We start from the raw sequence: 15,051 nt of genomic DNA, 5'->3' as shown, positions 1-15,051 counted from the left end.
TTGGCGACCTGTTCGAGATCCTGCCGGAGCTCGAGAGCAAGCTGTAAGGCAGCGCGGCAACTGCGTCGGCTGACCCTGGAAAAGCAAAGGGCCCCGCGAGGGGCCCTTTGTCGTGTCAGGCTGCGCTCAACCGCTCGCTGACGTGTTCGAGGTGGTGATCGCTGTCACCCAGGTAGTGGTCGAACATCACCAGATGCTTGGCGTAGTGGGAGACCAGACACTCGTCGGTCATGCCCATGGCGCCGTGCAGTTGGATAGCCTGTTCGGCGACGAAGCGGGCGGCTTCCCCGCAGTAGGCCTTGGCCGCTGCAATACGGTAGTCCCGTTCGGTCTCGGGCAGGTCGAGGCTCGTTGCGGCGAGGATCGCCATGGAGCGGGCCTGCTCGAGATGCAGGTGCATGTCGACCATACGGTGCTGCAGCACCTGAAGGCTGGAAAGCGACACGCCGAACTGACGGCGCTCCTTGAGAAAAGCGAGGGTCTGGTCGCAACTCTCCTCCATGGCGCCCACGGCCTGCGCACAGAGGGCAGCCATGCCTCGTGCGAGTGTGGCACCCAGGGCGTTCGCGCCATCCTCGGCAAGACAGTCTGACGCCTCCAGCACCACACCCTCCAGGACCAGGTCGCTGGCCGGCTGGTCGTCAATGGTGTGGTAGTCGCAGCGAGTCAGTCCGGGAGTGCCGGCTGGCAGCAGAAACACACCCAGGCGATCGCCGTCGAGCCGTTCGTGCTTGATTCGGGCGGTTATGAGGATGGCTGCGGCAGACGCTGCGCCCATGACCAAGTGCTTGCTACCTTCGAGACGCCAGCCATCGCCATGGGGATAGGCTGTGGTGGTGATGGCGCCGGGATCGTAGCGTGAGTCCCGTTCCTGCCACGCCAGCGCCAGCTGGTGTTCGCCATCGAGCAGGGGTGTGAGCCAGCGTGAACGCTGGTCGGGGTCGGCAAGCCTGGCCAGGAGGTCGCCGGGGAGAAGCAGCCCGGCCAGGTAGGGTTCCGACACCAGGCCACGCCCCAGCGCCTGCATGATGATCATCAGGTCGGTACCGTCGCCGCCCAGCCCGCCGACTGTCTCGGCGAAGGGCATATGCAGCAGGCCAAGCTCGGCAAACGTCTGCCACAGGGGAGAAGCCTCACAGCCAGCAGGATCCAGGCGGCTGCCGTGTCGTTGCAGTGGGGCCTGGTCGGCGATCAGACGCTCCAGGGTGTCGGCGAGCATGCGCTGCTCGTCGCTGTAGGAAAAGTCCATGGGGGCTCCTTACATGCCGAGAATTGTCTTCGCGACGATGCTCTTCTGAATTTCGTTGGCACCGCCGTAGATGGAGAGCTTGCGGCGGTTGAAGTACTGAGCGCTGGCGGCGGCCGCTTCGGCCAGTTCAGGATCGTCGAACTCGGCATCACCGTGCAGAAAATCGGGGAAGAAGGGCAGCGCGGCGGGTCCCAGGGCACGGCGGGTCAGTTCGCTCAGCTCCTGGCGTAGCTCCGATCCACGCACCTTCAGCAGGGAGCTTTCCGCGCCGGGGACGCCGCCGTCACGGGCAGCAGCGATTACCCTCAGGTTAGTGACTTCCAGTGCCATCAGCTCCAGTTCCGCCTTGACCACTCGGTGGCGGAAGCTCGGCAGTTCCAGAAGCGGTTTGCCCCGATGCTGGACATGCATCGCCAGCGTCTTGAGATGGCGAAGTGCCTGCTTGGCGTGGCCCAGGCCGGCGATGCCGGTGCGTTCATGGGTGAGGAGAAACTTGGCACAGGTCCAGCCCTCTCCCTCCTCGCCCACGCGATTCGCCACCGGCACGCGCACCTCATCGAGAAAGACCTCGTTGACCTCATGGGCGCCATCAAGCGTCACGATCGGACGTACACTGATACCGGGGCTTGCCATGTCGATCAGCAGAAAGCTGATGCCGGCCTGCTTCTTGGCCTCGGGGTCGGTGCGCACCAGGCAGAACATCATGTTGGCGTGCTGGCCAAGGGTGGTCCAGGTCTTCTGACCAGTGACGATGTAGTGATCGCCATCCCGCACGGCGCGTGTACGCAGGCCAGCCAGGTCGGAGCCAGCGCCGGGCTCGGAATAGCCTTGACACCACCAGTCACGGTTGCCGAGGATCCGTGGCAGATAGTACTGCTGCTGTTCCTCGCTGCCGAACTTCATCAGCACCGGGGCGACCATGTTGACGCCGAACGGTACCACGGTCGGTGCGTGGGCGGCGGCGCACTCCTCGTCGAAGATGTGACGCTGCACCGGGCTCCAGCCGGGGCCGCCATGTGCCTTTGGCCAGTTGGCGCCGAGCCACCCGCGTTCGCTCAACAGGTTCTGCCAGCGAATATGGTCATCGGCGGTGAGACGCCGACCCAGTCGCACGCGCTCGCGAATGGCGCCGGGCAGGGAGGTTTCGAGGAAGGCTCGCACCTCCTGACGGAATGCCTGTTCCTCGGCGGTGAAGGTCAGGTTCATGAAGCGTTCTCCGAAGTGTCGGAAAGGGTCAGGCTTGCCTGGCGATGGGGGCCGCCAAGGTGTCGGGGATAGCCAAGGGCCTCGATGGCCAGCAGGTCGATATCGCTGTCGCGGTAGGCCCAGCCGCGCTCGGACAGCGTGAGGCTGACGGTTTCCATGGCCGCATGGGGGGTGGCCACAGCATCGTCTGACGCTTGGGTCAGCACCGCCAGCAGGCTTCCCCGGTTGCTGACGACAACCCCTTGGCGCAGAACCTTGAGAAGGTTGGCTACCGCCTGCTGTTCCGTGGTTTCTGCGCCCAGTGAGACCAGCTCCACTAGCGGGCCCCTGTCCGGCACAACCAGGGCCAGCTCGGCCTCTATCCCCTCGAGATCGGTGGCCTCGGTGGCCGTCAGCAGCACGATACGCAGGGCGTCTGCAGGGCATGAGCCGGCATCGGCACCGGGTGCCATCAGGCAGGCCTGGATCGAAGAAACCGGGGAGGCGGTCAGCGTGATGCCGGCACGCTCGGCGTTTGCCTCAAGTTGGCGAAAAAGGGGATGTTCGCCGAGCAGGGCAACCTGGGTCAGGGCCGGCGTGTCATCGGCACCGGGGACCTTGTGGGGTGCGCGGGCGGCAAAGAAGGCGTGAATCAGTCCCGCCCGCTGGGGGGAGTCCATGCAGGCCAGGAACAGCTCGCGTTCGCGGCGAAGGCCTTCATCGAGACTGCCCTCGGTACTGGCGGCAATGGCCTCGACACAGCGAAACGGCGAGAAGAGCTCGGGCACTTCAGCCTCAAGCCGGCTTCGGTAGTCGGCGATGGCCTCGGGGTTGGACTGGGCCGGCGGTAGCTCGCCGGTCACACGGGGCTGGAGCTTGCCCGCGAGCATCTCCCGGGCCACAGCCAGGCCGGCATCGAGGGGACTGTCCGCGCCGCGGATGGTATCGACGATGCCAAGTGACAGGGCTTCATCGGCGCTGGCGAAGCGCCCGCTGGTAATCAGGTCCAGGGCGGCTGCGACGCCGGCAAGGCGCGGCAACCGCTGGGTACCGCCCGCACCCGGCAGCAGCCCGAGCTTGACCTCGGGCAGGCCGACCCGTGTGCCGGGAAGGGCCACCCGTAGCTGGCAGCCCAGCGCGACCTCGAGCCCGCCTCCAAGCGCGGTGCCGTGAAGTGCCACGACGATGGGCTTGCTACTGGTCTCGAGATGCCGGATGACATCCGGCAGCAGCGGGGCCTGGGGGGGCTTGCCGAATTCCCGGATATCCGCGCCGGCGATAAAGGTGCGGCCCTTGGCGACGAGTAACATGGCACGGACGTGATGGTCCTCGATACCCTTGGCTACCGCTTCGACAAGGCCTTGCCGTACCGCCTGTCCCAAGGCGTTGACGGGCGGGTTGTCGATGGTGATCACACCGATGTTGTCGTGGCGATGGTAAGTGACCGGTGTCGTCATGGGGCGGGGCTCCCAGTGTCAGCAATGGGTCGAAAGAAATCAGGCATACGGTAGCTCATGTGTCGATGTGGGCTGACCTTGGCCGCGCCTGGCGCTGGCTCCAGCGTGCGAGGAGCACCGCAGGGGCCAAAGCGGCGAGGGCGAAGAGAATCAGCTCGAGCTGGCTGAGTGGCACCATGCCACCGCCGGGCAAGGCGAACAGCAGACCTGCCACCAGAACCAGGCTGCGCACGAGCGCTTCATAGATGGCACCGACGCCGAGCCGGCCTACGCCGATCAGATAGCCTTGCATGGCGGAAGCGAACAGCACGATACCCACCAGTGCCTGGATGAACACCAGGCCAATCTGCAGTGGCTCACCCTGCATGATGAGCGCCGGATTGAGCACGAACAGGAATGGAATGAAGTAGATCACGCTGCCCAGGCGCATGGCCTGCAGGCCGGTGGCCATGGGGCGCGCCCCCGCTACCGTAGCCGCGGCGAAGGCGCCGAGCGCTACCGGCGGGGTAATGAAACTCAGCATGCCCCAGTAGAGGATGAACATATGCACGGCCATGGGGTCGAGCCCGCCGCCCTGGATGAGTGCCGGCGCCAGTGCCACCGCGAGGAAGATATAGGCGGCGGTAACGGTCATGCCAATCCCCAGGACGAAGCTGGTCAATGCGCCCATGAGCAGCAGCAGGGGGACACTGCCTCCGGCAATATGAATGAAGTCGTTGGCGATGGTGCCGGAGAGTCCGGTCATCGACAACGCACCGACCAGCATCCCGACGCCGGCCAGGATGGCGATGAGTTCGGCGAACAGCTTGGCGGCGGAGGAGAGTGTCTCTCCAAGTTCCTTCAAGCCCCAGCGGTTGTGGCGGGAGAACTGGTTGAGCACCAAGAGCAGGGCGGTGGCGTAGAAGGGAGCCACCGCTTCGCGCTGCATCACCAGCAGCATCCACACCAGCAGGGCGAAGACGAAGATGAAGTACCAGCCCTCCTTGAGCGTCTGCCACAGGGAGGGCAGCTCCACGGCGGGTAGCCCCTTGATGTCATGGCGCGCCGCATAGGCATCGATCTGGATGAACAGGCCGAGGAAGTAGAGAATCGAGGGAATGATGGCGGCCAGGGCAACGGCCGAATAGGGCACGTCGAGAAACATCGCCATGACAAAGGCTGTCGCGCCCATCACCGGGGGCATCAGCACGCCACCGGTGGAGGCACATGCCTCCACGCCGCCGGAGAACGAGCGGCCCATGCCGATACGGCGCATGGCAGGGATCGACAGCACGCCGGTGGTCAGCACATTGCTGATCACGCTGCCGCTCATCGAGCCCATCAGGCCGCTGGAAAAGATCGAAACCTTGGCAGGTCCGCCGCGCACATGGCCGAGCAGGGCAAAGGCAAGGTTGATGAAGAACTTGCCGCCGCCGCTCTTCTGCAGCACCACGCCGAACACCAGGAAGCCGATGACCAGGCCGGCGAAGGCTTGCAGCGGCACACCCATGATGCTCTCGGTGCTCATGGTGTGGTACATGGCGGTCTCCTCCAGGGAGGAGGGGAATGCCTGGATTGGTCCTGGCACGATATCCGCGACCAGCGGGTAGAGGGAGAACAGGGACACGATGACGGCGATGGGCCAGCCGCCGGCGCGACGGGCGGCCTCAATGATCAGCAGCCACCAGGCGTAGCTTGCCATGATGGCAATATCTGGGGCGGCAAAGGCCCAGCCGCGTTCGAGAATCGACTCTGCGTGATAGACGAAGTAGCCCCCGACGATCAGCGTCGCGACGCTGAGGGCGTAGTCATACCAGGGTATGGGTCGATGCTGCAGTGAGGTCTTGAGCGGCCACAACAGAAAGACCAGAGGCAGCAGCAGGGCCACCACGGCATAGTAAAATTGGGTTTCCAGCCCGGTGACGAATCGCAACAAGCCGACGTTGAACAGGTAATCCAGGGTCATCATCATCAGCACCACCGTCACTGCGCCGGGAATCCATCGCAGTGCGGGGGGGAGCGGACGAACGTGGATGACCTTTTCCTTTAGTTCTTGCGTCGAATCTGCAGGGGGGGTGGGATGGGTCATGGCGGCGTCCGTGAATCGGGGAAGGGGCGGCAGGGCCGCCCCAAGATCAGGCTGGAAGGCGTTGACTTACTCGAAAACCGGATCGAAACCAGCGTTGCTGAGTGCCTCGGTGCGTGCCTGCATCCAGGCTTCTCGGAATGCATCTTCGTCATCGGGGGCTTCGGCCAGGAATGCGTCCCAGGTGGCAACAAGCAGCTCCTGACGCTCCACCAGCGATTCCTGATGTGCCTGCATCTCCTCGGTCCAGACGCCGATCTCTTCGTAGTAATCGACAACCGCATCGTGGAAGGGAATGACCCACTGAAGATCCTGGTATTCGAAGGCGTAGCCCACGGCACCCGGGGCTGCATCCTTGTAGTCATCGTAGTTGTCTTGCAACGCCTTGATCAGGCCGTAGGCCACCTTGTCATCGAGATCTTCGTTGGCGACCACGATCGGGTAGGGATAGCTGGCGCTGGGCACGGGGTTGTCGGCGCTGACGTCGCCCGCGCCGGCTGTCACTTCATGGGGGCGGAAGTACGGCGCCACTGCCATCATGCGCTCCCAGCCTTCGGCATCGTCAGGGTCCAGAACCGGCCAGCTGATGCCGCGTGGGCTGCTGGAGAGCTGCTGAGCCGGCGGGGTTACGGTAGTGGTAAAGGAGGCGTCGACGTTGCCGGCAATGATGCCGTCGAAGGAGCGGGCATAGCCGGGAAAGTCAACCCGCTCCACGTCGTCCCAGGTCAAGCCGCCGAAGGCCAGGTAGGCTTCGGTGCCCTTGTTGAGAGCATCGTCACCGCGGATATAGGCGATACGCTTGCCTTTCAGATCGGCCGGGGTTTCCACACCGAGATCGCCTGCCACCGCCAGCGACAGGCCGAAGGAAGCCGTGGAAGTGGTGATCACCCGAATCGGCTGGGGGCCCCAGTCGCGGTCAGCGAACATCATGACCCCTTCTGCGCCGTAGTAGCTGGCGATGCCACAGGCACAGAGGTCGACGCGACCCTGCTTGAGGGGTGTCATGCGGGAAACGTCATTGTCACCCGGCAGGATGCGAACCGAGGTGCCGTACTGATTCTGCAGCATGTTGCCGATGGCGACGGCCTGGGCGTATCCGCTGGAATTGGTGCCGTAGGCGGTCCATGCCATGGTGCGCGGCAGATCCACCTCGGCGGCTTGGGTAACGCCGGCAGCCAGCAGCGAGAGCGGCAAGGCGGCGGTGATGAGTGAGCGGGAGAGCTGGCGCATAAGGCGACTCCATTGGTGAGAATGCGATTGTTGTTTTGCTATGCGGTATTTGATTCCGAAACCGAACTCGATACTAGATAAGGCAGTGACGCGGTGTCAACGCATGCTTGTACTTGCCGTGGAGCCTGGCCGTCCGCGTGGCGGAACGTGCGCGTCAACCGGTTGATAAATCAGCGGAAGGCAAGAGAAGCCTGATGCAGAAAGGGTTGCGAAAAACGGGAAGATGCGACCAAGGTATAGTCGCCTCCTGTCCCAGGAGGGAGCCGCGGCCGCACAGTCACTGCATGGGGTCGGAGGGGCGCGACAGCTCTCGCCAGGCGGCATAGGTGCTGAGGAATACCCGCCCTGTCATGTCGTCGAGAAAGTCGCTGCGCTTTAACTGGTCCATGACTGGCCCCTTCACTTCGGCCAGATGCAGCGTCACTCTCGAATCTGAGAGGCGCCCGTTGATGGCATCCAGGCTCTCCAAGGCGGAGGCGTCGATCAGGTTGACCGCAGAGCAGATCAATACCACGTGCTCAAGCTCGGGGCGGGTGGCGACCAGGTCGTAGACGGTGTCTTCCAGGTAGCGGGCATTGGCGAAGTAGAGACTTTCGTCGATGCGCAGCAGGGCCAGGTGGCTGACGGTCTCGGTGTCGTGACGCTCGACGTTGCGAAAGTGCTCGGTCTTGGGTATGCGGCCCACCAATGCGCTGTGGGGGCGGCTGGTGCGATAGAGAAACAGCCCGATGGAGAGTGCGACACCGCTGATGATCCCGGCCTCAACCCCTTCCACCAGGGTCAACAGGATGGTCAGCGCCATGGCGGAGAAGTCGCTGCGGGAGTAGCGCCAGGTCTGGCGGATCATGGGAATGTCCACCAGGGTCAGGATGGCCACGGTGATGGTCGCAGCCAGCGTGGCGATGGGCAGGTGGTAGAGGGCCGGGGTGAAGTAAAGCGTGACTGCGCCGATGCCGATGGCGGCAAAAAAACCGGCAAGCGGTGTGCGGGCTCCTGCATCATAGTTGATCACCGTGCGCGAGAGCCCCCCGGTGACGGGCATGCCGGCAGAGAAGGCCGCTGCCAGGTTGGCCCCGCCGAGCCCGATCAGTTCCTGGTTGGGCGAGATGCGTTCACGCCGCCTGGCGGCGAGCATCTGACCCATTGAGATGGACTCCACGAAGCCCACCAGGCTGATGAGAAAGGCAGGAATCAACAGGGCCCGCCATAGTGACCCGTCGAAGCCAGGAATCGTCAGGGGTGGCAACCCACGGGGGATGTCGCCGATGACGGCCACACCCTGCGCCGCAAGGTCGAAACGCCAGGTTATCCAGGTGGTCACCACCACGGCGAGAACGGGACCGGCCCGGGTGATCAGGTCGGCCAGGTTTCCGGGCAGGCCGAGCCCACGCAGCGCCCGCTTGCCGCGCAGGCGCAGCAGGATCAGGAAAAGCAGGCAGCCGCTGCCAATGGCCATCGTCGGCAGGTGGGCTTGCGGCAGTCCGGCGGCAAGCTCCGCTATCCTGGGCAAAAGCGCCGTGGAGATGGCCTCGATACCCAGCAGATGGCCGGCCTGGCTGGCCGCGATGAGGATACCGGAAGCGGACAGGAAACCGGCTATCACCGGGTGGCTCAGAAAGTTGGTCAGGAAGCCCATGCGCAGCGCGCCCATGATGACCAGCATCAGCCCGGAGAGCAGCGACAGCACCAGGGCGGCCTGAAGATAAGCCGCGCTGCCTGGTGCGGCGACATCGCTCAGGGCTGCCCCGGTCATCAGCGCGATGATCGCGACGGGGCCCACGGCAAGCGTACGGCTGGTGCCCAGCAGCGTATAGGCCAATAGCGGGAGCAGGCTGGCGTAGAGACCCACCACCGGCGGCAGGCCGGCAAGGATGGCGTAAGCCAAGGATTGCGGTATCACCATCATGGTGACGATGGCACCAGCCAGCAGGTCGGCGCCGCACAGCCGGCGGTTATAGTGAGGCAGCCATGTCAGTATCGGCAGATAGCGCTTGAGCATCCGTTCTCTTCGAGGTTGGGTGTCGGGGCCGGCAGCAGGGCGTAGGGCACCAGACTAAACGATATTGGTGGAAGGGTTGAGACTTGGTTAGCATCAGGTGAAATACTCAACCGTTTCTTCACTCCATCAGGACCTGCCATGAAGCCCGAAACCATTGCCCTGCACCACGGCTATTCCCCCGACGATCAGCACGCCGTGGCCGTTCCTATCCACCAGACCACCTCGTTTTCCTTTGACAGCGCGCAGCATGCCGCCGACCTGTTCGACCTCAAGGTCGAGGGAAACATCTATTCTCGCATCATGAACCCCACCTGTGCGGTGCTGGAACAGCGCGTTGCCGCACTGGAAGGCGGTATCGCTGGCCTGGCGGTCGCCTCCGGCATGGCGGCGATCACCTATGCCATCCAGACCATCGCCGAGGCCGGTGACAATATCGTCTCCATCAGCGAGCTGTATGGTGGCACCTACAACCTGTTTGCGCATACCCTGCCGCGACAGGGCATCGAGGTACGCTTTGCCGACAAGGATGACATCGCCGGCATCGAGTCATTGATAGATGCGCGCACGAAGGCCGTTTTCTGCGAAAGCGTCGGCAACCCCTCGGGTAGCGTGGTCGACATGGTGAAGCTGGCGGAGGCCGCCCACCGCCATGGTGTTCCCGTGATCGTCGACAACACCGTACCCACGCCCTTCCTGTGGCGGCCGATCGAGCATGGGGCGGATATCGTCATTCATTCGGCTACCAAGTACATCGGTGGCCATGGCACCACGGTGGGTGGTGTCATCGTCGACTCCGGCAAGTTTCCCTGGGCCGACCACCCGCAGCGTTTTCCGCTGCTCAACGAGCCGGACGTCTCCTATCATGGGGTGAGCTATACCCGCGACGTGGGCGAAGCCGCCTTCATTGCCCGTGCCCGGGTGGTGCCGCTCCGGAACATGGGGGCGGCGCTGTCGGCCCAGGCAGCGTGGAATCTGCTGCAGGGTCTGGAAACGCTGTCGCTTCGTATCGAGCGTATCTGTGCCAATGCGCGGAAGGTGGCCGAGTACCTGGAGGGGCATCCGGCGGTAAACTGGGTTCAGTATGCCGGCCTTCCCGGCCACAAGGATCACGCGCTTGCCCAGCGCTACATGAACGGCCAGGCATCGGGCATTCTCAGCTTCGGTATTCAGGGAGGCCGCGAGGCGGGAGCCCGGTTCTACGATGCGCTAGGCATGGTCCTGCGTCTGGTCAACATTGGCGACGCCAAGACCTGCTCGTCGATTCCCGCTTCGACCACCCACCGCCAGCTGAATGACGAGGAAATGATCGCCGCCGGCGTGACACCCGACATGGTGCGCCTCTCCATCGGCATCGAGCATATCGATGACATTATTGCCGACCTGGAACAGGCGCTCTCCGCCAGTCAGGCATGACGCCATGGGCCGCCCCATCCTGGGGCGGCTTTGACTGATGTACTTACGCCCGTTGAGATACCCCGGCCTTGTCGGCTGATTTTTCAGCAACTTTAGTTCTGCTTTCGTCTCTCAGGCCAAAGTGGTGATGCTAATACGACCTGCAAGGCGCTAATCTCTTGTTACTTCCAATAACAAAGAGATAAGGCGTCATGCGGATACTGATGTTTCTGTTAGCCGCGGTCTCTCTTGCCGCGGGCGTTTTCCTGTCCAACGACCCTGGCTCAGGGTGGCAAGCCTACCTGGGGCTCGTGCTCGGCGTCCTGGCAGGCGGCCTGCTGGCGCTGACAGGCGTGGCCAGTGTCTATAGTGCCAATGCCGACACCTTGGAAGCTCAAGGCGTCAAGGCCCTGCTGCCAGCTACTCGCGATTACCTGTCGTTGCGGCGCATGGCCCATGGCCTGATACGTCAGGCCAGCAATACGGCCATCGCCTCGGCCGAAGTTTCGCACCATGCCGATCGCATGGATCAGCGCCTGGAGCGCCAGGGTCACACGGTGCGCGAGGCTTCCGCAAGCATGGCCTCGATCACCTCCGCCATCGAACAGGTGGCAGCGAGTGCGGCAAACGTGGCGACCCTCGCCAGCCGCTCTCGGGACGCCAGCCACGTCAGCCGTGAAGCGCTGGGCCAGGTCATCGAGGAAATGCAGGCACTGGCCGAGCGTTCGGAAGAGGCGCTTGAGCTGCTTAACATGTTGAGCCAGAAAGCCGATAGTGTTCGCCATGTCACCTCGTTGATCGAGGAGATCGCGGAACAGACCAACCTGCTGTCACTGAATGCCTCGATCGAAGCGGCCCGCGCCGGCGAACACGGTCGGGGCTTCGCCGTGGTGGCGGGAGAAGTGCGTCAGCTGGCGGGACGGACAGCGGATGCCACACGTAACGTCGAGGCCCTGGTGGGTGATATCGGCGACAGTAGCCATCGCGTGGTCGACACCATCGGTCATCTGATGCAGCGCGTCGGTGACCGAGCCAAGGAGATGAGCAAGGTCGGTGAGCAACTGACCGAGATGACCGGCAACTTCGATCAGGTCGAAAGCGAGATTCGTTCCATTGCCGTGGCCATGGAAGACACCAATCAGCACTCCCAGCGGGTGGCGGGAACGCTGACGACACTGGAGAGAGAAACCGAGCAGGGCACCCGCGACATGCATGGCCTTGCGAGCCAGGCGCGTTCGCTCATGGAGGGAGCGGAAGCCGTCGATGGGGCGCTGGCGCAGCAGCGTCTGGAAGGGCGCCATCAGCAGGTATTCGAGGCGGCACGCCAAGCTGCGGCTCAAGTCGGTTCGCTGCTCGACTCGGCCATCAAGCGCGGTGAGCTCGACGAGCAGACGCTCTTTCAAGCCACCTATACACCGATACCCGGCACCAACCCACAGCAGCACATGACCGCTTTTGTCAGCTATACGGATGAGCATTTCCCGTCGATTCAGGAGCCGCTTCTGGAGCGTCTGGGGGTCGCTTACGCCATCGGCATCGACCGCCGCGGCTACATACCCACACATAATCAAAGCGTCAGCCAGCCGCCAACCGGTGACTACGATCACGACCTAAAGTTCTGCCGCAACCGGCGCATTTATGAGGATCCTACCGGGCAGCGGTGTGGCTCCCATGAAAAGGTGCTGCTGCTGCAAACCTACAAGCGCGACACCGGAGAGATCATGCACGACCTCTCGGTGCCGATCTATGTGGGTGGCAAGCACTGGGGCGGGTTCCGTGTTGGCTACAAGCCCGAGGCGGCCTGATCGTAGCAGGCGGCGCTACCCTGTCATTTCGACTGGGTCCCGGCCGGAGCCAGTGGTGGTCGGGAACGGGTATGCCACGCCGACCAGGAGTAAAGCGCCAGGCTGACCCAGATCAGCACGAAGGTGATTAGCTGGATCGGGGAGAGCGGCTCGCGAAACACCAGCAGGGCGATGAAGAACTGAATGGTGGGGTTCAGATACATCAGAAAACCGAGCGTTGCCAGGCGCAGCCGACGTGCGGCACCGGCGAAAGCGAGCAATGGCAGGGCGGTAATCACTCCGCTGGCTATCAACAGCAGGGTGATTCGAGGTGTGTCGAGAAAATGGGAAAGATCGGCCATCGACAGCCAGGAGAGCGCCATCAGGCCCAAGGGGAGCAGCAGCAGGGTCTCGACGAAGAGGCCGGAAAGGCCGTCAAGAGGGACCTGCTTGCGCAGCAGCCCATAGGTGCCGAAGGAGAGTGCCAGGGTCAGGCTGATCCAGGGCAGTTCCCCCAGAAGCAGCAGCTGTATCACGATAGCCGTCGCGGCAAGCAGTACGGCCAGGCTTTGCAAGCCAGACATGCGTTCGCGAAGCACCAGCATCCCGAGCGCCACATTGACCAGCGGCGTTAGAAAATACCCCAGGCTTGCCTGAAAGACCTGGCGGGTCTCCACGGAATAGATATAAAGCCCCCAATTGATCGCAATCAGCACGGCGCAGCCGAGTACACGACCGAGCCGCCTGGGTTCGGCCAGCGCCTGCCGTATCGGGTGCCAGCGCTTCATCACCGTGACAAGCCCCACCAGGAAGAGACACGACCAGATGACGCGGTGGATCAAAATCTCGTAGGCGGGCACACCCTGGAACAGGGCGAAGAACAGCGGAAAACACCCCCACATCACATAGGCGGTAAGCCCGAAGGCAACACCCTTGGTGGCTTCAGGGTCGGAGAGGGGCTTGGCGACCATTCCATCGTCTCATGGCGAAAGCAATAACTTAGCAGGCTATTTGTCGCATTTCCATGCTGGCGCGCTGGCTGACGACACAGTCCTGCTGAGTTAGGCTGTACAGATGGCGAGTCACCAAGGGAAGCCGAGATGAGCGAGTTGCGTACGACACTGGTCCAGTGCGACCTGCGTTGGGAAGATCCGGATGCGAACTGCCGCATGCTGGAAGAGGAATTGGGCGAACTCGATGGTTCGCAGACCGACCTGATCGTTTTGCCGGAGATGTTCTCGACTGGCTTCACCATGAACTCCCGTGAAATGGCCGAGCCCATGGAGGAGAGCCGTGCCGTGGCCTGGATCCAGCAGCAGGCCATCGACCGTGGTTGCGTGGTGACCGGTAGTGTGGCCGTGGTAGAGCGCGAAAACTATTTCAACCGTCTGATCTGGGCGCGACCGGATGGCAGTCGCGTTCATTATGACAAGCGTCACCTGTTTCGCATGGCCGGCGAGCATGAGCGTTACTCCATGGGGCATGAACGTGTGATCGTCACCCTCAAGGGCTTTCGCATCCTGCTGAGCGTCTGCTATGACCTCCGCTTCCCCGTCTGGCTAAGGCAGCAACCCGCCACTGATGAACATTTCGAATATGATGCCCTGCTCTGCGTGGCCAATTGGCCGGCCCCGCGACGTCATCCCTGGCGCATTCTGCTCCAGGCGCGGGCGATCGAGAACCTGTGCCCGGTGATCGGCGTCAATCGTGTCGGGGAAGACGCCAATGGCATGGCCTACGCCGGCGACTCGATGCTGGTGGATTTCAAGGGTGAGGCAGTGATCGATGAACCCCGAGACCGGCCCTTCATCAAGACCGGAGTGCTTTCCCGCTCCGAGCTCGATGCCTTCCGTGAGAAATTTCCGGCATGGCGGGATGCCGATCATTTCAATGTCGCCGATGGAGTTGGGTTCTAATGCGGCTCGACCGATTTCTTTCCGAGACCACAGACCTGACCCGCAGCCTGGCCAAGAAGGCGCTTCATCGGGGTGAAGTCAGCGTCAACGGCGAAGTGACCAAGCAACCGGCGCTGCAGGTTGGCGAACAGGATCGCGTGTGCTGGGGAGAGGAACCCCTGGTGCTGGTGGGGCTGCGTTATATCATGCTGAACAAGCCAGCCGGCGTGGAGTGCAGCGCCCGCCGTGGGCTATATCCCAGGGCGATCGAACTGATTGACCTGCCCAGGAGCGAGCGCTTGCAGACAGTGGGACGGCTCGATGTCGATACCACCGGCATGGTCCTGCTGACCGACGATGGGCAGTGGTCTCACCGTGTCACATCCCCACGCAAGCGCTGTGGCAAGGTCTATCGGGTCACCCTGGCTGACCCTCTCGAGGGTGAGGCGTTGGAAAGCGCAGTGGCCGGCTTTGCGGAAGGGGTCCTGCTCGACGGGGAGGAGAAACCAACGCGACCTGCGGAGCTGTCCATGTTGGGCCCGTTCGACGCCGAGTTGACGCTCTACGAGGGCAAGTATCATCAGGTAAAGCGCATGTTCGGCGCCATCGGCAACCGGGTGGAAGCGCTCCACCGAGTCGCCATCGGACCGTTGAGCCTCGATGCGCTGGCGCCGGGAGAGTGGCGGGAACTGAGCAATGAAGAGGTCGCGGCTTTTACCTGATTTCCGGCCGTGGGCTTCACCGCGGGGTGGCGCGAAAGCGATTTTTATACCGTTACCTTCCTCCGCTGCCGCG

The 15,051-nt window shown here is 63.1% G+C and carries 11 protein-coding genes; 4 read left to right on the top strand and 7 right to left on the bottom strand.

Annotated features, from left to right (window positions below):
• Window positions 1–115 precede the first annotated feature (115 nt).
• The 6 genes from KZO25_RS09010 to KZO25_RS08985 all read right to left on the bottom strand — a co-directional run bounded on the left by KZO25_RS09010 (window position 116) and on the right by KZO25_RS08985 (window position 9,185).
• Complete coding sequence (locus KZO25_RS09010) at window positions 116–1,249, bottom strand: acyl-CoA dehydrogenase family protein (protein WP_223136688.1); 1,134 nt, start codon at window positions 1,247–1,249, stop codon at window positions 116–118.
• 9 nt (window positions 1,250–1,258) lie between these two features.
• Window positions 1,259–2,455 (bottom strand): acyl-CoA dehydrogenase family protein, encoded by a 1,197-nt coding sequence (locus KZO25_RS09005; protein WP_223136687.1) that lies wholly within the window; start codon window positions 2,453–2,455, stop codon window positions 1,259–1,261.
• Window positions 2,452–3,891 (bottom strand): enoyl-CoA hydratase/isomerase family protein, encoded by a 1,440-nt coding sequence (locus KZO25_RS09000; RefSeq protein ID WP_223136686.1) that lies wholly within the window; start codon window positions 3,889–3,891, stop codon window positions 2,452–2,454. The genes KZO25_RS09005 and KZO25_RS09000 overlap by 4 nt, the downstream gene beginning before the upstream one ends.
• A gap of 55 nt (window positions 3,892–3,946) precedes the next feature.
• Entirely contained in the window at window positions 3,947–5,959 is a 2,013-nt protein-coding gene (locus tag KZO25_RS08995) for a TRAP transporter permease (RefSeq protein WP_223136685.1), read from the bottom strand.
• Window positions 5,960–6,025: 66 nt separating this feature from the next.
• A complete protein-coding gene (locus KZO25_RS08990) occupies window positions 6,026–7,186 on the bottom strand; it encodes a TAXI family TRAP transporter solute-binding subunit (RefSeq protein WP_223136684.1) in 1,161 nt (386 codons plus the stop codon).
• Window positions 7,187–7,463: 277 nt separating this feature from the next.
• Complete coding sequence (locus tag KZO25_RS08985) at window positions 7,464–9,185, bottom strand: SulP family inorganic anion transporter (protein ID WP_066448705.1); 1,722 nt, start codon at window positions 9,183–9,185, stop codon at window positions 7,464–7,466.
• A 138-nt stretch (window positions 9,186–9,323) separates the two neighbouring features.
• On the opposite strand from KZO25_RS08985, the gene KZO25_RS08980 reads away from it, so the two are divergent.
• Complete coding sequence (locus KZO25_RS08980) at window positions 9,324–10,598, top strand: O-acetylhomoserine aminocarboxypropyltransferase/cysteine synthase family protein (protein WP_223136683.1); 1,275 nt, start codon at window positions 9,324–9,326, stop codon at window positions 10,596–10,598.
• A 203-nt stretch (window positions 10,599–10,801) separates the two neighbouring features.
• Window positions 10,802–12,382, top strand: a complete 1,581-nt coding sequence (locus KZO25_RS08975; RefSeq protein ID WP_262488914.1) for a methyl-accepting chemotaxis protein — start codon at window positions 10,802–10,804, stop codon at window positions 12,380–12,382.
• Window positions 12,383–12,405: 23 nt separating this feature from the next.
• Here the strand turns inward: KZO25_RS08975 and rarD are convergent, their stop codons facing one another.
• Window positions 12,406–13,332 carry an EamA family transporter RarD gene (rarD, locus tag KZO25_RS08970; RefSeq protein WP_223136682.1) on the bottom strand — a complete coding sequence of 309 codons (927 nt, stop codon included), beginning with the start codon at window positions 13,330–13,332 and terminating at the stop codon, window positions 12,406–12,408.
• A 129-nt stretch (window positions 13,333–13,461) separates the two neighbouring features.
• Here rarD and KZO25_RS08965 point away from each other — a divergent pair, with 129 nt between their 5' ends.
• Together KZO25_RS08965 and KZO25_RS08960 are read left to right on the top strand one after the other, a co-directional pair.
• Window positions 13,462–14,277 (top strand): amidohydrolase, encoded by an 816-nt coding sequence (locus KZO25_RS08965; protein WP_223136681.1) that lies wholly within the window; start codon window positions 13,462–13,464, stop codon window positions 14,275–14,277.
• The gene (locus tag KZO25_RS08960; RefSeq protein ID WP_223136680.1) at window positions 14,277–14,978 is read left to right on the top strand and encodes a pseudouridine synthase; all 702 of its coding nucleotides are present in this window, start codon (window positions 14,277–14,279) and stop codon (window positions 14,976–14,978) included. The genes KZO25_RS08965 and KZO25_RS08960 overlap by 1 nt, the downstream gene beginning before the upstream one ends.
• Window positions 14,979–15,051: the final 73 nt, after the last annotated feature.

The organism is Halomonas sp. ANAO-440, assembly GCF_019915905.1.
GTDB classification, from domain to species: Bacteria; Pseudomonadota; Gammaproteobacteria; order Pseudomonadales; family Halomonadaceae; genus Halomonas; species Halomonas chromatireducens.
The sequence above is the reverse complement of the archived record's forward strand: the minus strand, read 5'-3'. Positions and strand labels throughout refer to the sequence as shown.